Source organism: Rivularia sp. PCC 7116, from assembly GCF_000316665.1.
GTDB lineage: Bacteria > Cyanobacteriota > Cyanobacteriia > Cyanobacteriales > Nostocaceae > Rivularia.
In genome coordinates, this window is the sequence record NC_019678.1 from 8,196,798 (window position 1) to 8,213,205 (window position 16,408).

Annotated in this window: 12 protein-coding genes and 2 pseudogenes; 5 read left to right on the forward strand and 9 right to left on the reverse strand. The window is 36.9% G+C overall.

Annotated features, from left to right (window positions below):
- Positions 1-127: 127 nt before the first annotated feature.
- The 5 genes from RIV7116_RS31335 to RIV7116_RS31355 form a co-directional block, all read right to left on the reverse strand.
- Complete coding sequence (locus RIV7116_RS31335) at positions 128-1,765, reverse strand: alpha/beta hydrolase (RefSeq protein ID WP_015122359.1); 1,638 nt, start codon at positions 1,763-1,765, stop codon at positions 128-130.
- 272 nt (positions 1,766-2,037) lie between these two features.
- The gene (locus tag RIV7116_RS31340) at positions 2,038-3,708 is read right to left on the reverse strand and encodes an FAD-dependent oxidoreductase (protein WP_083894109.1); all 1,671 of its coding nucleotides are present in this window, start codon (positions 3,706-3,708) and stop codon (positions 2,038-2,040) included.
- Positions 3,709-4,034: 326 nt separating this feature from the next.
- Complete coding sequence (locus RIV7116_RS31345; RefSeq protein WP_015122361.1) at positions 4,035-4,742, reverse strand: DevA family ABC transporter ATP-binding protein; 708 nt, start codon at positions 4,740-4,742, stop codon at positions 4,035-4,037.
- Positions 4,743-4,845: 103 nt separating this feature from the next.
- On the reverse strand, positions 4,846-6,021 hold the full coding sequence (devC, locus tag RIV7116_RS31350; protein ID WP_015122362.1) for an ABC transporter permease DevC: 1,176 nt from the start codon (positions 6,019-6,021) through the stop codon (positions 4,846-4,848).
- A gap of 142 nt (positions 6,022-6,163) precedes the next feature.
- Positions 6,164-7,471, reverse strand: a complete 1,308-nt coding sequence (locus RIV7116_RS31355; protein ID WP_015122363.1) for an HlyD family efflux transporter periplasmic adaptor subunit — start codon at positions 7,469-7,471, stop codon at positions 6,164-6,166.
- Positions 7,472-7,834: 363 nt separating this feature from the next.
- Here RIV7116_RS31355 and RIV7116_RS31360 point away from each other — a divergent pair, with 363 nt between their 5' ends.
- Positions 7,835-8,707 (forward strand): TetR/AcrR family transcriptional regulator, encoded by an 873-nt coding sequence (locus tag RIV7116_RS31360; protein WP_015122364.1) that lies wholly within the window; start codon positions 7,835-7,837, stop codon positions 8,705-8,707.
- Between the two features lie 10 nt (positions 8,708-8,717).
- On the opposite strand, the gene RIV7116_RS31365 is transcribed toward RIV7116_RS31360, so the two are convergent.
- From RIV7116_RS31365 to RIV7116_RS31370, 3 genes and pseudogenes are all read right to left on the reverse strand, one after another.
- Positions 8,718-9,341 (reverse strand): class I SAM-dependent methyltransferase, encoded by a 624-nt coding sequence (locus RIV7116_RS31365; RefSeq protein WP_044291298.1) that lies wholly within the window; start codon positions 9,339-9,341, stop codon positions 8,718-8,720.
- Positions 9,342-9,510: 169 nt separating this feature from the next.
- Positions 9,511-9,810 (reverse strand): annotated as a pseudogene (locus RIV7116_RS36705) (DM13 domain-containing protein); the annotation flags it as partial.
- A gap of 24 nt (positions 9,811-9,834) precedes the next feature.
- Positions 9,835-10,725, reverse strand: a pseudogene (locus RIV7116_RS31370) (ATP-binding protein); the annotation flags it as partial.
- A 122-nt stretch (positions 10,726-10,847) separates the two neighbouring features.
- Between RIV7116_RS31370 and RIV7116_RS31375 the strand changes: the two are divergent.
- The 4 genes from RIV7116_RS31375 to RIV7116_RS31390 all read left to right on the forward strand — a co-directional run bounded on the left by RIV7116_RS31375 (position 10,848) and on the right by RIV7116_RS31390 (position 14,874).
- Positions 10,848-11,141 carry a type II toxin-antitoxin system HigB family toxin gene (locus RIV7116_RS31375; RefSeq protein WP_015122367.1) on the forward strand — a complete coding sequence of 98 codons (294 nt, stop codon included), beginning with the start codon at positions 10,848-10,850 and terminating at the stop codon, positions 11,139-11,141.
- 14 nt (positions 11,142-11,155) lie between these two features.
- Positions 11,156-11,533, forward strand: a complete 378-nt coding sequence (locus RIV7116_RS31380) for a type II toxin-antitoxin system HigA family antitoxin (protein ID WP_015122368.1) — start codon at positions 11,156-11,158, stop codon at positions 11,531-11,533.
- A 291-nt stretch (positions 11,534-11,824) separates the two neighbouring features.
- Positions 11,825-13,006 (forward strand): hypothetical protein, encoded by a 1,182-nt coding sequence (locus tag RIV7116_RS31385; RefSeq protein WP_015122369.1) that lies wholly within the window; start codon positions 11,825-11,827, stop codon positions 13,004-13,006.
- Entirely contained in the window at positions 13,006-14,874 is a 1,869-nt protein-coding gene (locus RIV7116_RS31390) for a hypothetical protein (RefSeq protein WP_015122370.1), read from the forward strand. The genes RIV7116_RS31385 and RIV7116_RS31390 overlap by 1 nt, the downstream gene beginning before the upstream one ends.
- Before the next feature lie 206 nt (positions 14,875-15,080).
- Here RIV7116_RS31390 and RIV7116_RS31395 read toward each other — a convergent pair whose 3' ends face one another.
- Positions 15,081-16,238, reverse strand: coding sequence for a sugar MFS transporter (locus tag RIV7116_RS31395; RefSeq protein WP_015122371.1), 1,158 nt, complete (start codon positions 16,236-16,238; stop codon positions 15,081-15,083).
- Positions 16,239-16,408 lie beyond the last annotated feature (170 nt).

The window sequence follows — 16,408 nt, forward strand, 5'->3', positions numbered from 1 at the left end:
TAAAGTGCGTTAGTGGTGTTTAAGCCAAAAGATTGACTTAATTTGCAGTAATTGGCGGACTGCGAGCCGCAAACTGATTTATTCTCTTCACGATCATTTTTTAAGCATTTGTTGAATTTAAACCCAATCACTCCGAAAAATCTCGGACTATATTAAATCTGAATGGCTCGGGATTGAATGTATTTAAATAAGATTGATTTAAGTACATTTCACTTTCTATTTGATTAAGAAGATATCGATTAAAAAAGGCAAGACTTAGAGAATTGATTTGCGGTTGAGCCTTTTTTGGATTTGCTCCAATCAAACTTTCTGGTACTGGTAAACCTCCACCATCTTCTGTCATTTCTAAAGTTGAGAAATGCGTACCATTCTCCATCACAACTAGATATTTATCTTCAATCTGTAGTTGTTGAAAGGGTTTAATTTGCTCTGGTAAAGCTGGAACAAAGTAATCATCTGTACCCGCTACAAACAAAACGGGTGCTTGTAATTGATTTAATCCTGTTTCGCCAAATATATGACTGGTGAATGGGTTGATAGCGATGACTGCTTTGATACGTTGGTCTTTTACAGTTAATGATTTCTCAGCAGGCACTTCCAAAAGTCGGCATTGGAGCAACATTGATGAGTTAAGTATTGGACGCTCTTCTACAGTCGTTAAGCAAACATTCTCAAGTTTATCGCGGCTTAATTCTGCTCCTGCTGAGGCTAAAACTGTATAACCTCCCAGAGATTGACCGAATACACCAACTGCTTGTAAGTTAAGAGACTCTAATTCGGGTTCCGATTTAGCACGGCGTTCTAATTCGTCTAATACTGCTGTAATATCTTTAGGAAGCAGTAATAATGTATTGGGGTCTGGTGGTCCTTCTAATCCATTAAAAAGTTTAGAAAATTTCTGAGTGCTGGTTTCGAGATGTTCTGGAACTACGACAGCATATCCATGAGAAGCCAAATGTTTTGCTAAGTAAGCGAAAGTCTGACGATTTGAGGCTGTTCCGTGGGAAATTACTGCTACAGGAATCTGTTTTGATGAATTTGATGGCTGCTTTGGTAAATACAAGTCAGCGCTTGAGATTTGCGAACGACTGGGATTTTGGAAGGAAAATGTTTTTAACTTCCAGGTATGATTACCTTGTTCGCGAGGATCTGTCTTGAGTGATTTTGCTCCTAATTTTCCAGCTTTAGATTCAGCAAGTTTACGAATATTAGCTACTACTCCAGCTTGTTTTTGAAAGATTTCTTGATTTTCTTTAGCTAGCTTTAAGGTTAAGGGTAGATTGATTTGAATAGTTTCTAAAGGAAACTGACGAATCACATTCATTACCGTTAACCCTTCTTTATCGGCAGCAGCAAAAGTTAAAGCAGCACGAAGTCCCTTGGAACCGTTGAGGGAATTTTCTGTCTGTATAATTTGTCCTAATCGCTCAAGTAATTCAGAGCCAGCAGAGCTATAGCTAATTCGGGATATACCCACAACATCAATTTCAAAGCGTGTATTCAACAAAGTCTGAAGCGATACCAATTCTTCATCATTTAAATAGTTGTCTAAAATGCTGAAATTTTCTTTGAGTTTTCCAGTTTTTGCAACCTCTTCAAGTTCTTTAAGTTCAATTGTAGAGCCAACCGGGCCATAGAAAAACTGAATACGTTCGGCACTATATGCAGGCTGCATTGTCAGCATACTAGAGCATAAACCGAACAAAGCAGCAACTAAAGTTCGCATTCTTAGATTACGGAAATAGCGGTATAAAGGAAGTTTCATTTTTTGTTGTTTAAGGGTGTGTGTTTAATCCTTTAAGTTCTTTCAACCCAAAAAATAAAGCGTTTAGTTTTGATGGAAGACTAAATTTTGAGATAAAAGAACTTTATTCACCGTTACCAAGATGCGCCGCTTTAATTAGCTCGAAAAATCAGATATCATATCAATTCCGGTTGCACCGGCTTGGGATAATAAACCCTTCTAGAGCGCGGAGAGCGCAGAGGAAAGAAGAAGAAGAGGAAATCTATTTGATTCCGATATAAACGGAAACGATATCAAACAGCTATAGCAGTTCGCGAAAATGACTTGGCATTCTTCCATTGCTTTAGCTGTTTTTTAAAAGCAGTTGCACCAAGATGATCCATATCAAATGCAATATAACCATCTGGACGTACCAACAGAATCCGACCAGTTTGTGCACCAAGCTTTGTTTCAAAATCACCGCGATAATCCACCAAGGTGCTGGCTTCAAAGTCATGCAGCTGCGGCAAGCCATTGTTTAAGATTACGTGCGCTCTTAACATTTCATCGCTGCTTTCAAGAATCTGCTCTATTTGTTTCCGTTGCGATTGAGCTTGATTTGGATCTATGAACAGAATCAAGGTGTAGCCAGGAAAGCGTAGGAGTTCGTAAAGTCTTATCCGTTCGTGTTTAGCGCTGATTATTTCCATGTCTGGTATGCGCTTTCCCGCGAGTTTACCTTCCCCTGTTTCGTAACTAACTCCTAAACCCGATAAATTTTGAGCCAGTTTTCGCTGTACGAAAGGTAAGGGAATAAAGATACGAAATATTAATTCTCGCATTTGTCGTAAGAACCTTTGACGTAAAAGTAAACTACGCAACAAGAAGTCACTTGTACGTAAAATGCGATCGCCTATTTGATGGCGTTCTGTATCGTAAGTATTTAGAAGACTTTGAGGTAATTCACCTTTGACAGCAAAAGCCAATTTCCAACCGAGATTAAAGCCATCTTGGATACCAGTATTCATCCCCTGACCGCCAGCAGGGCTGTGGGTATGGGCTGCATCGCCAGCAATAAATACTCTTCCGACTTGATATCTGGGAGCTAAGCGTAATTCAGAACCCCATCGGGATAACCATTTTGGTTGACTTAAAGAAACTGGTTTTTCTAAAATAGCGCTGATGGACTCTTGCAATTCTTCTAAGTCAAGTTCGCGTTTTTTGGGCTGATTTTGATACTTGCGATCGATGGTGACAATCCGATGGGAGCCGTCATCAAAAGGTACAATAAAAGCTAAACCTCTGTCGTTGGAATGTTGTTCTGTTCCACCTTCGGCGTGATGTCCTTCCATACGAACATCACCTAGAAATGCAGTCCAAGAATAGGGAGAACCTTCAAAAGGTAAACCGAGTTCTTCTCTGACGGTACTGCGCGAGCCATCTGCACCTACAAGATATTTCGCTTCGATATCAGCTTGAGAACAATCTTGATATTCGACAGTAGCGCAAACTCCTGTTTCAGTTTCTTGGAAATGAGTCAGACTGCGACTCCGTTCGACTTCCACACCAAGTTGATTGAGACGGCGCTCTAAAATTGCTTCGGTTTCAGCTTGGGGCAAAATTAATATATAAGGAAACCGCGTGTCAAGCCCGTACATGTTAGCTCGTAGCGGGTTTTGTGCATCTGCGCTGAAATCAATTCCAGGAGATGTATAACCGCGCTGGATTAATTCTTCAGCAACACCAAGAATATCTAAAAATTCTAAGGTGCGGGCATGTACAACCAACGCTTTACTGCGGGTAGATGGGTGGTTTCGTTGTTCTATGATTCGCACCTTAACGTTACGTCGTGCAAGTTCGATGGCAACAGTTAAACCTGTAGGACCAGCACCGACAACTAGAACATCTGTTTTTTGTAACATGAGGAATTTCCTTTTTAATCTTGAGTTAAGAGCTATAAATTTATTTTTCGTTATAGGCTCCATATTTCAAACGTTTGTTTGAATTACAATTTATGAATTTGAATGTGAAAATAGCTGAAACCTAAAACTGTATTTGGTAAATAATGAATTATCAAAAAGTTAAACCCTTACAGAACAAACCTTTTGGTGCTTTTTAAGTCAGATATTAGTTTAGTTGAGAATAAAGCACTTGGATAACAATCATTCATTTACTCTCTTGATAGTATTGAAACGTATGTTTGAATTTTTTGCAAGCTTTACTAGTAAAAACAACATATGCACCTCTGATGATTCTTATAGAGAAGATTTAAGAATATTTTGAATAGTGTAAAATAGTTGCGATAAAAAAATTAATGCGAAACTTCCATCGACTCCGGTAAAGGAGCTAACTTTCCATCTTCCATATAAACAATGCGGTCGGCAATATCTAAAATCCGATTATCATGAGTTACCATCAAAATCGTACAGCCTTGTTCTTTAGCTAATTTCTGCATAATATCAACTACATCGCGTCCGGTTTTTTTATCAAGTGCAGCAGTAGGTTCATCAGCTAAAACAATCTTTGGTTGACTGACAAGAGCGCGTGCTATTGCTACCCTTTGTTTTTGTCCACCAGATAAGTCATCGGGATAATAATCAATTCGGTTCCCTAATCCAACTATTTCTAACATTTCAGTAGATTTTTGATGCATTTCTTGAGTAGAAATATGTGGATGAACTTCTAAACCCATTCTTACGTTTTGAAGGGCGGTCAAACTTTCGTGTAAATTATGCGCTTGGAAGATATAACCATGCTCGCGTCTGGCAATAGTTAATTGTTTTGCAGAAGCACCAGATAATTCTTTTCCTAACACCTTGACGCTACCTTCTTGAGCCGAACGTAAACCACCGCAAAGTGTTAACAGCGTTGTTTTACCAGAACCAGATGGCCCAGTCATAATAATAATTTCACCAGCCTGTATTTCTAAATTGATATCAAACAAAGCCTGCTTACGAAGCTGACCTTTACCAAAATAATGGTTGAGATTGTGGATTGAAATAGCAGGTTCAGTATTCATTAGTTAGTTGTTAGTTATTAATCGTTATTTGTTATAATATCGTTCTCAATCATCCGTGTAATCCGTGTCATCCATTTAATCCGTGATAGTTCACTTCTCAACGTTAAAACATATCCGCTGGGTCAGCAGATTGAAGTTTTTGAGTTGCAATTCCTCCAGAAATAGCACAGACAATTACGGTTAAAATGAAAACGGTAATCGCTCGCGAAACTGTCATGTAAATAGGTAAATTAGTTGCGGTAGCTGCTAAATGGTATAAACCCAATGGAATGAAAAATCCGGGAAGAAAACCAACCGTAGCGATAATAATTGCTTCCTCAAAAATTACCCCTAATAAATAGTTATTTCCATAACCCATGGCTTTAAATGTTGCGTATTCTTTCAAATGAGAATTTACGTCTGTAGAAAGGATTTGATAAACAATAATTACACCAATGAAAAAGCCCATCGCTACACCAAAAGTGAAAACAAAAGCAATCGGACTCTCTTTAGTAAGTACGTCTAATTCAAATTGTAAAAACCCTTCTTGTGTTAGAACTTTTACGTCTTCAGGTAAATATTCTTCTAATCTTGATACAACTTCTTCAGCTTCATATCCCGGTTCTAAATAAATTAAACCAATATTCACACTGCTTGCTTTTTGGTTGGGAAATAAGCGTAAATAATTATTATCGCTTGAAAGCAACATCCCATCCGCAGCAAAGGAAGCACCAAATTTAAATAGTCCGTTTACACTAATAGTTCTTCTACCTATTTCCGTCGAAACTTCTTCACCCGCTTCGACTTTGGCATAAACTTCGCCGTATTCCCCCCTGGCAGCTTTATCGAATAAGAATCTATCCGGTAACTGAATTTTATCAAGCTGGGCGTTAGCTTCGGGTATATCTAAAGCAGGTACTTCAGGATTAAATCCAATCGCTTGTACCTGAACTTTCTTCCTGGTTTGTGGATTTCTCCAAGACACCATTCCCACATACATAGGTTCTGCTGCTTTGACTCCCGGTACGTCGGATGCTTCAAATAATCTATTCCGAGGAAATGTAGATAAATTTTGGGTACTTTTGGCTTGAGAGCTAATTAAAACAATATCTGCAAGTACAGCACGATTAAGTTTTGTATTACTTTCAAACAGAGAAGCTTGAAATCCAAGCTGCATAAACATCAAAATATCAGCAAAAGCAATTCCCGAAAGCGCAACAAGGAAACGTCCTTTATGACGCGAAAGTTGCAACCACCCCAAAGGAGTACGACGTTTAAGTTGTTGAATAAATCCCAGCATGACTATTTTGGATTTTCGATTTTAGATTTTGAATTAGAGAAAGTCCTGTTCATCAACCAATATTTCTCATCAATCCTCTGCGTTACTTTGCGTTTACCTCTGCGCGACTTTGCGTTAAAAATAAAATTGAAAATATTAATCCTTACAACTCAAAAATTGCCTTAACCTGCAAATTAGTCAATTTAGCAGCTTTTTTACTAGATTCTTCATCCAAACGCACCTTGACTTCTACAACCCGAGCATCAATATTGTCACTTGGATCGGCATTAATTACATTTTGACGCTGTATTTTCCAACCGATAAAATCAACTTTACCCGTCAAATCAACACCCAGAGAATTACTCGTTACCCTTACATTTTGACCTTCTTTTATCTTGCCAATATGAGCTTGATAAACTTCAGCCAACACCATCATCTGCTGAACTTTTCCTAGTTCAACAATTCCATCATTAGAAGCTGTTTCTCCACTTCTGCTATTTATTTTCAAAATCACACCATCTGTAGGTGCTTTGATTAAAGACTGCTCGAAATTGGCTTTTGCTTCTTTGTCTGCTGCTACGGCTTGTCTCAACTCGGCTTTTGCTGCTGTTACATCCACCGGACGAACTTCAGCAATTTTACTTAAGGTTCCTCGAGCAGAACTTATTTGTTCGCTACTCGCATTTTGAATTCTATTTAAAACAGCTTTTGCTTCTCGAATCTGCCTGCTTCCAGTACTTTGGGTTCGTTGCAAAGCAGCTTTTGCTTCGTTTAATTGTTGTAAAACAGTATCTACTTTTAAACGTCTGCTATCAAAATTTGATTGAGAAATTGCACCATTCTTATACAAGCTTTCATAGCGGCGAAATTCCGATTGAGCATTATTCAACTCAGCTTCCAATCTTCTAATAGTCGCTCTTTGAGTCGCCTTATCTCCTTCCCACTGCGCTTCTAATCTCGATATAGTTTCCCGTTGCGCTCTTTCTTCTCCTAAAGACTGCGCTTTAATTCTAGCAATTTCAGCTTTCTGAGCTTCAATTTCCCCAGTTTTCGCTCCAGCTTGGACTTTGGCTAAATTCGCTTGAGCGATCGCCACAGTTTCCTTCGCTTTTTCATAAGCTGCTTTTAATTTATCGCTATTACCCAAAATAGCAATTACCTGTCGGGCTTTAACTTCTTCCCCTTCCTTAACCAATAACCTATCTATTTTATTTCCTTGAGCGCCTTGTCCCGATGAAGAACCAGCAATTTTGATGATATCCCCTTCCGGCTCCAACCGACCTAATGCTGTCACCGTCTTAATTTCAGGAATAACTAAGAGCTGTTCTTTTTCTGCTTCTTTAGTTTGTAATACATGGTTGCCGATAACTTGAGATAATAGCACTCCTCCCACCAACAAACTGACGCTAGCGCCGATTATTGCAGTCCTTCGAGGCTTAACTTTTGGTAACTTAAAAAATGTACTGACCATAATAATTCCTCTCAAGATAAGTAAGAGTGAACTAAATCGTTTAATCGCTTAATACTAAACTAAACAGTACAGTTGATTTTGTCAAGGTGTTTGAATTAATATATTGAATAAGTTCGACTAATAATTGGTTAATTTTTTGCTGCTAAATGCTTACTATAAGGGAACTTAGTCTAATTCAATGAGTAAAAAAAATCTATCTTTAGGTGCATTATACGATTCTATTTTTACTAATCAAAGATGAAAAATGATAGAATCAATTCGTAATACATGGCGATTTAAGCTAATACACAAAAGTTCGCATAGGCAGCAGATAAGCAATGGTGCGCGTAGGCAATTACAAACTAATTTTTCAATATCTTAAATATGCAAGCGAGAAAAAAAGACATCAAAGCATCAGAGAATGGAAATGCGGACACTTCCCAATCGGGAGAAAAAGTTGAAGCGATTCTGCAAGGTGCGATGCAGGAATTTTTAACTCATGGTTTTGCTGGAACCACAATGGATAAAGTTACAGCAGCAGCAGGAGTTTCAAAAACTACCGTCTACAGCTATTTTCAGGATAAAGAAAAATTATTTATCGCTTTGATTGAGCGCTTAATCTCAACTTGCGGGGTTGCTTTAAATCAACCGAACCCGCAAATTTTTGAAGGTGAACCTGCGGATGTTTTAAGTAATTTTGCTAATAATTTATTAAATCAATTCAGTAAAAATATTAGTGATGTACCGGAATTTTTAGATTTAATGCGCTTGATGATTGCTGAGTCGGGAAGATTCCCCATGCTAGCGCAATACATGGTTCGTCATATAGACAATAATGTTGTTCGAGTTATAACAAACTATCTGAGTTCTCGTTCCGAACTACAGATTACCGATCCAAAAGCAACAACAAGGGTATTTTTAGGTGCTTTGGTTCATTACACCATGATTGAATATATGCTTCAAGCTGGTGATATTATGCCGATGGAGCGGGAAAGATTGATTAAATGTTTGGTTAACTTGATTGTTCCAGAACAAAAAAATGAAGAGAATAAATATGCCCGAATTAAAGAAAAATCCTCACGCCGCAAGCGTTCTAGCTCCGGTAAATTCGAGCAGGATTATCAAGAGCCGAAACAAGTGCGTTCGTTACGACTTACCGATACTGCTTGGGAAAATTTAGATAAAATTGCTCGGGATAATAATTTGACTCGCAGCGAGTTGGTTGAGTGTTTGGCGAGAGGGGAGAAGTTTGAGTGACTTAATAAATTTACTCAGCTTTCTTCGCCACAATAAACACCGCTTTGCCTTTGCTTGGCTGCCATTGGTAATCAATCACAAAACCGCTATTAGTAAAACTGTATTCCAATTCTTTTGTTGTAAAAACCTTGACTAAAGGTATCAAACCCAAAAAATTCCCAATCGGTGCAATAAGCTTAAACCACTTCATGCTATCTGCAAGACATGCTGTACTGGTGACAAAAATTCCACCCGGCTTGAGAATTCTATGAACCTTGGAGATTACTTCTTCTTTGTTTTCTAGTAAATGCAAAATACTCAGTCCTAACACCATATCGTAAGTGCAATCGGACACGCTTAATTCATCGATAGTCAATTGTTCAAAAGTAATATTTTTAATATTTTCTGCATCAGCTTTTTTTTGAGCAATTTCAATCATTTTCGATGAAATATCTATTGCGCGAATATGTTTAACGTAGGCTGCGTGAAGAATAGCAGTAGAACCAGTGCCGCAGCCAAACTCTAATACCTCCATATCTGGCTGAAAGTATTCCCGCGTGGCTTGCAGTTTTTTCTCATAAGCTGCTTCATCAGCAATCGGCTGTTTTGAATATTTTTCTGCTATTTTGTCCCAAAATTTAGCTGAACTCATCATATCCTCCTTTTTTTCTCTCTAATGAAAATTGTGAAAAATAGACTCATTACAATATAAAAATCAGCAGCATCTGGCTTTTTCCAGAAAACTACTGATGAAATGGTGTATATGGCTAAGCGAGCAATAAGAGAATAAAGATTTTTCTTGTGTATAAAAATTATGTTTAAACTTAAGCACCTTGCAATCTAGCAAAGCCAAAGGTAACGTTAAACTCTTCACACCAAATTGCGACAGATTTAAAGTCATCTAAATCAAAGTTAGCTGGAATTTCATAACGTTGAGCGCCATCGAAGCGTTGTAAGTTAGCCAGAGTTACGTAATTTTTTTCTTGTAAGTTGACGGGTACGGTGCTTTTGCGGTGTAAAACAACTCTTACTTTTGGTCCGCGTGCTGTGGTAAATCCCTTACTGAATTCCAAATAACGCTTACCATTTTTCTCTACAATCTTAGCCGTACCGTTGGTGGGGTGGTCTTGCTCTGTGGTAACGAAACTTTCTCGTAGTTTTTCAGCTAAAGAATCAAGATGAGTATCTCGACGAGCAATTAATATTTCCTTGGCTTGTAAAATATGCTCGCGGCTAATAGCAATACTTCTATCTTTAACCAGTTTTTCCACAACTTCTTTAGCTAATGCATTAACTAACCAAGGTTGTCCTTGGGTTAAATAAAAGGCTGTTGTGCTGGCTTCTGGTGTAAAAATTTGTCCTGTATCTTCAGTATGTTGTCCGTATAATTCTGCTACTTCTTCAGCGTTAAAGTTTCTTAGGGTGATAGAACTAACTTTGATATTGAAAGGGCTTGCGGTGTTTAATCTATTGCTTCCACCAGATGCAACTTTATAATCGCGCACATCTCGTAAACCTATTAAACCTACAGATAAAGGGAAATTTTCTGGACGATTGGGAAAACCATCCCTTAGCTGCCGTAACACCGAAATCAAAGTATCATCTTGCAAGGAATCAATTTCGTCAACGAATATTACCAGAGGTTTCGCTGAAGATTTTGCCCAAGCTCTTAAATTTTCGCTAATTCTTTGCCCAGGAGCATTATAAATCCAAGTTGAGGGTTGTAATTCTGGGGGTAGGTTATCCTCAATTGTATTCCGCCAAGTTCCCAAAATTGCCAATTCTGCCGCACTCACATCATTGTTAAAAGCACTTCCCATTTCCGCTGATACCATGACTGCTGCATAACGTCTACTTGCGGTAAGTTGTTTGGCTAAAGCTAGCATTGCCGTAGTTTTACCTGTTTGACGGGGTGCATGAACAACAAAATAGCTTTCTTGTTCGATAAGCATTGACAAATCGGGTAGCCGACTTGTCGGTGGTAGCATATAGTGTTTGTCAGCTTTACAAGGACCTGCAATATTAAACCAGCGAGACATGGAGTGTAGAGAGTTAGCGAACACTTTGAGTTTAGACGATTTTGGAGGAGGGGATTTTTTTATTTGAAGTACTTTTTAGATACCTCTTGCTCCCGTATTGGGAACAAGTTATTGTAGATATTATGCGTATCTTATCCCGTAGCACCCTACGAAACTTCTGGGAATCTCACCCAGATGCTGAAGAAGCACTAAAAACTTGGTACTACGAAGCGTCTCATGCTGATTGGCAGAGTCCAGTCGATATTAAGTCCGCTCATGGTAATGCCAGTATCATTGCGAACAATCTTGTTGTTTTTAACATCAAAGGCAATACATATCGGTTGATTGTGGCAATTCGTTATGACATTGGGATTATTTTTATCCGCTTTATTGGCACTCATGCTGACTATGACAAAGTAGATGCAGAAACAATCTGAACTGAGGTTAATCTATGGAAATACGCCCAATTAGGACTCAAACTGACTATCAAGAAGCTCTTAAAGAGATTGAGTTATTGTTTGATGCTGCTGAGAATACAGTTGAGTGCGATAGGTTGGATATTCTTAGTACTCTCGTAGAAGCTTATGAGAAAACACATTTTCCGATAGAGCTACCAGATCCGATTGAGGCAATTCATTATTATATGGATACCCGTGGTTTATCTCGTCGTGACTTGGAGCCATGTCTAGGTAGTAGAGCAAGGGTATCTGAGGTTCTCTCTCGTAAACGCACCTTGACTTTGGAGATGATTCGGAAGTTGAATCAAGAATTAAATATTCCGGCTGAAATTCTTATTCAACCCTATGAGTCAAAACAAGTTTCCGCATAATAAAGCTCATGCATCCGGTAGGTGATGGGCAACGTTAACCGAAAACATTTAAAGCAGGGACTAACAATATTGAACCAGCGAGACATGAGTGTAGAGAGTTAGCGGACATTTTGAGTTTAGACGATTTTGGGGAAGGGATTGTAAATTGCGTAATATGACTTAGATAATATAATTAAGTTCAAGTTTAGACACTGCGGCTAATACGGTCATTTAATACGGTCATTTATTTTAAAAGTACCGGCTAAATTTTTTCTCGAATACAATCGTGAATGTTGCGATCGCAAGTGGTGCATGAGTCCAATACAGAAAATATTATTTGGTTGTCCGGGTACAGGGAAAAGCTATAAAGTTATTGAAATAGCTAAGGATCAATTAGGAATAAGTGAAGAAGAATTGCGTTTAAATATTGTTAAAGCAGTATTTTATCCTGAGTACAAATATTCCGATTTTATGGGTAAATTACTACCACTCTCTTCTGTTAGCTCTATTAATTACAAATATTACCCCGGACATTTTTTACAAGCATTAAGCAAAGCTTATCACAGTATTATTCATAACAAGAATCAGAATCATTTACTTGTCATTGACGAATTAAATCGAGGTAATGCCGCTGCAATATTTGGTAGTATTTTTCAATTATTAGATAGAAATTATAATGGATGGTCTTCATACTGTATAGATATATCAGAAATGGAGATGTTTGGTTTATTAAGTTCTATGGGTTATAAAATTAAAATTTTTGACGATAATATATTAGTTGAAGATTTACCATTTGACATTTTCATCGAAAATGAAAAGAGTAAAAAGACGGGTAATGAATATAGTGATGATAAATTTGAGATATTCACAATTATTCAAAACTATCAGATAAGAATACCCCCTAATTTATCAATAATAGCTACAGTTAATACTTCAGATGAATCTATTTATTATTTAGATACCGCTTTTAAACGACGTTGGGATTGGGAATACATAAAAGCACCATGTACGTCAGATATAGAAAATTATAGTATTGATAAACAAATAATAACTATACCTGAAAAAGTTTTAAATACTATTATCCCAATAAAAAAGGGTAATAATTTATTAGTTTTGAAGTTATATCGTCTAATAGTTGGAATAAATGAATTTATCAAGTCAAATCATAAATCGATTAGAAATATTGAAGATAAGCAAATTGGATGGTGGTTTATTAATTTACAATCAGAGACTTTAAGCTTGGATCAAATAAAAGATAAATTAATGTTCTACTTATGGGACAGCGTATTCGCAAGAGATAAAAAGCCTTTAATAAAACTAATTGAAGAAAATTTTAGTGATAATCATGCAAATTTAATCACTTATGCTGATTTTTTAATTTATACAGACAAACTCCTCAAATACTGGCATAATAGCGTTCCTATGATTAAAAATTCGCAACAGGATGATATGCCAATGAAAGAAGTTTCCGATCCAAACCATGAATCCTCCTAATGCTAAATTTCCATCAATTACAACCGATTGTCGATGAAAAATATTCCTTTATCGGTATTCAAAAGCAAGATAATAAATTATATCTTTACCTACCTAAAGGCTTTGATACAAAAAATTATGATAAATACGATAGCAAGCGCGATACATACTTCTTGTTTTACAGAGTACTGCATCGTTACAAACAAATTTGTGCGAAAAAAGGTAACTTAGAAAAGCAATTAGCAAAAGATAGAGATGGAGTAATTCAAACAAACGGTAGCGTACACAAAGTTGTAATACCTGATAACAATGATGAGGAAGTATTGCTTTATTCCAAGTTGGATGCAATTAGTAAAATACTGGATGCTTATGAGGAGCCTAAAATATTATCATTAGCTTATCGTTTGGGAGAAAGCGAAGAAATAGACTATTCCCAAATCCATCAATATCTTGATAGAGCAAAGTATTTACCTAATGGTGCTGCATATATTGACACAATGGATATGCCCAGGTTGCAAGTAAAATATCAATCAACTGATATTATTGGGATGTATTGTTACATCTTTGTGGAAGTCAAGCAGCAATTGGGTGAAGAGATAACATCTGAAATACAAGCATTATCTGAAGAATTTGCTCATAGATATCTTGATACTGAAAGCAGTGTATTTAATGAAGAATATTGTATTCAAACGGTTGATATTCTCAAAGATATTTTAGAAACGATTGAACATCGAACACCTATCAAGGATGCAGATTATTGGGATTTTCACAACGCTATTGAACTATTTTTGTACGGTGAATTATCGCAGCAAGATGAAGGAGAAATATGGGGAATTAATAATTTCTGTTTTGTTTGGGAATCAATGTGCTTAACTTATCTCACGAAGAATATAAGCCTTAGTAGGTTGTTATATATAGATAAGAGTTATTTAGAAGTTGACTTACCGAAATCAGTAGATAGTGAACCAAAACTACTGAATGAAGAGAATGTTTTTAGAATTAATGGCAAAAATTTAAGACCTGATGCAATAATAAAGTCTAATATTTTCGATATTACTAGCAGCCTACAACAAAAAGCTCCATTATTCGCAGATGGGTTGAGACTCGAAACGGATAACTGGGACGATTATGGTTATAGAACCACATTTTCAGGCAATTTGTTAAATAAAGATGATAGTGTATTTGAGTATACAGAATTGAAAATTATATATATAGGACAGCCTTATAATGAAATTCACACTAGTCAAGAATTAAATAGAATATGTACGCCATTACAATGGCAGCGTTCAAAGAATGAACAATATTTGATAAAATCTCGACTTCCTATTAAATTCTATTCTTATTGGGATATTGATTTAAATACTATCAATATAAGACAATTGGCTTGTATGTATCTTTTAAATCATATATTTTATATAGGAATAGAAAATAAAGTTTATTGTAAAGATAAATTTTATATTTTTTTAAAAAATACATTTAGTTTGAAAGAACAAGAAAACATTTTACTTTGTTCTTTATTTAGAAGATTAGGAGATGTATATGATGATGAAAATAGTCTACATTTGATGTTTGAAGAGTTTGTAAAAGCAATTACTTGTTTGAATATTATTGATATTAAATATAAACCTACAGATTACTATTTTAATAAAAGCAATATTGAAGAAATAAAATCCAGAGACATCCGCAAACAATTTGTATACGAATATTTATTACAGCAACATTTAAAAAATAACAATAAGTTTAATAAATTACCAATCAAAAGTAGCTTCTGGCTACCTACAGACGATGAATCAAAACATATGACTAAAGTAGAACCAGAATATTTAAATGACTACATTGAATTAAATAAAGTAAGCTTTAACATAATCGCCAAAAGCTATCTAGAATAAAAAATATCTCAAACCATAACTATATTTATCAGGACTAAGGCTGCGCGTCACACAACTCGGATGGTGCGTGACACTAAAACCCTCATTATTACGTTAAAAATCCAATTAAGTGTCACAGCACCCTACAGCATAAATGTGCCAGTTGCGGCCATTCCTATTTATATTATTAGCCCACGCAGGTGGGCTTCGTTCCTGTAGCCCCAGACTTATAGTCTGAGGGCTTTATGATTGTGATTAACCATCCCCCAATGCAAAACCAACATCACCCCAGCTAAAGGAATCATCAAAACCGGAATTATCTCCAACCCAAACCGAGAAGCAAAAAACCCCGCGAAGGAAGGAATCATTGCTGCTCCCAAACTTGCAACACTAGTAATAAAACCAATCGCAGCCGGTACAATTGCTGTCGGAATTCGTTGCGGTGTTAACCAAATTGTCAGCGGAAATATCGGAGCAAGAGCAATACCAATTAAAGGCAAACTTATCAATTGATTTGGCAATAACCACCAAGCAATCAAGCTCAAACTCAATAAGATTAAACTGTAATTCAAAGTGCGATTTGCACCAAACAATTTAACAAATCGTCCGCTGATAAATCTTCCTAAAGTTAATCCCAACCAGTAAGCACTAACGCTATAACCTGCTATTAATGTTGGTGTTTCTCTACTAATATGTTGAACGCTATAAGCCCAATTTCCAACTGATGCTTCTGTTCCCACGTAAACAGCTAACAACAAACCAGCTAATAAAACTGTAGGTGTTTTTAAAGCTTCACCTAAATTAGCTGAAGCTGTTTTATCCGACTTTTTAATTCTGCTTGTCAAAGGTTTGTAGTCAGATATCACAGCCCACAACATGCCAACTACCATTAATCCCACAACCGCAGCAAAAACCAGATAAACACTGCGCCAAGGTAAGTTTACCGCTAATAATGTCGTGGCGATCGCCGGTCCAAGTAAAGCGCCAATTCCATAAAAACCGTGCAGCAATCCCATCAAATCAGCTTGGCTTTCTCGGTTAGCAATGTAGCTATTAATTCCCGCATCAATCAAACCAATTCCCAATCCTAACAAACTCCCAGCAGCAACCATCAACCACCAATAGGGACTAAAAGCGTAGATTGTTAAAGCCAAAGTCAAACTTGTGGATGCTAACAATAACATCCTTGCCAATCCGATACGACTGCTCAAAATACTGCTAGATAAAGCCGCAAAAATATAACCCGTAACTTGGCTAAGAAAAATAAAAGTTATGTGAGCAGACGTTAAATTGTAAGTTTGGCTAATTGAAGGAATGAGAATACCCAAACCCCCTTCAGCGATACCGATTGCTATGAATGCGTAGAAAGAAAGTAGGATTGCCATTTTGAAAGAGGGGGTAGAAGGGCGAGGAAACAGTTAACAGTGAGCAGTGAGCAGTTAATAATTGCCAATTCTCCCATGCCGAATGCCCAATGCCCAATGCCCAATGCCCTATGCCCAATTACCCATTACCAATTACCCATTACCCATTACCAATTACTAATTATTACTCA

What these genes read in the sequence shown, in the direction of transcription:
- RIV7116_RS31375 (WP_015122367.1), top strand. Translation starts at nt 10,848, where the DNA reads ATGCGTATCTTATCCCGTAGCACCCTACGAAACTTCTGGGAATCTCAC.
- RIV7116_RS31355 (WP_015122363.1), bottom strand. Translation starts at nt 7,471, where the DNA reads ATGGTCAGTACATTTTTTAAGTTACCAAAAGTTAAGCCTCGAAGGACT.
- RIV7116_RS31345 (WP_015122361.1), bottom strand. Translation starts at nt 4,742, where the DNA reads ATGAATACTGAACCTGCTATTTCAATCCACAATCTCAACCATTATTTT.
- RIV7116_RS31390 (WP_015122370.1), top strand. Translation starts at nt 13,006, where the DNA reads ATGCTAAATTTCCATCAATTACAACCGATTGTCGATGAAAAATATTCC.
- RIV7116_RS31335 (WP_015122359.1), bottom strand. Translation starts at nt 1,765, where the DNA reads ATGAAACTTCCTTTATACCGCTATTTCCGTAATCTAAGAATGCGAACT.
- RIV7116_RS31365 (WP_044291298.1), bottom strand. Translation starts at nt 9,341, where the DNA reads ATGATGAGTTCAGCTAAATTTTGGGACAAAATAGCAGAAAAATATTCA.
- RIV7116_RS31395 (WP_015122371.1), bottom strand. Translation starts at nt 16,238, where the DNA reads ATGGCAATCCTACTTTCTTTCTACGCATTCATAGCAATCGGTATCGCT.
- devC (WP_015122362.1), bottom strand. Translation starts at nt 6,021, where the DNA reads ATGCTGGGATTTATTCAACAACTTAAACGTCGTACTCCTTTGGGGTGG.
- RIV7116_RS31380 (WP_015122368.1), top strand. Translation starts at nt 11,156, where the DNA reads ATGGAAATACGCCCAATTAGGACTCAAACTGACTATCAAGAAGCTCTT.
- RIV7116_RS31340 (WP_083894109.1), bottom strand. Translation starts at nt 3,708, where the DNA reads ATGGAGCCTATAACGAAAAATAAATTTATAGCTCTTAACTCAAGATTA.
- RIV7116_RS31385 (WP_015122369.1), top strand. Translation starts at nt 11,825, where the DNA reads ATGAGTCCAATACAGAAAATATTATTTGGTTGTCCGGGTACAGGGAAA.
- RIV7116_RS31360 (WP_015122364.1), top strand. Translation starts at nt 7,835, where the DNA reads ATGCAAGCGAGAAAAAAAGACATCAAAGCATCAGAGAATGGAAATGCG.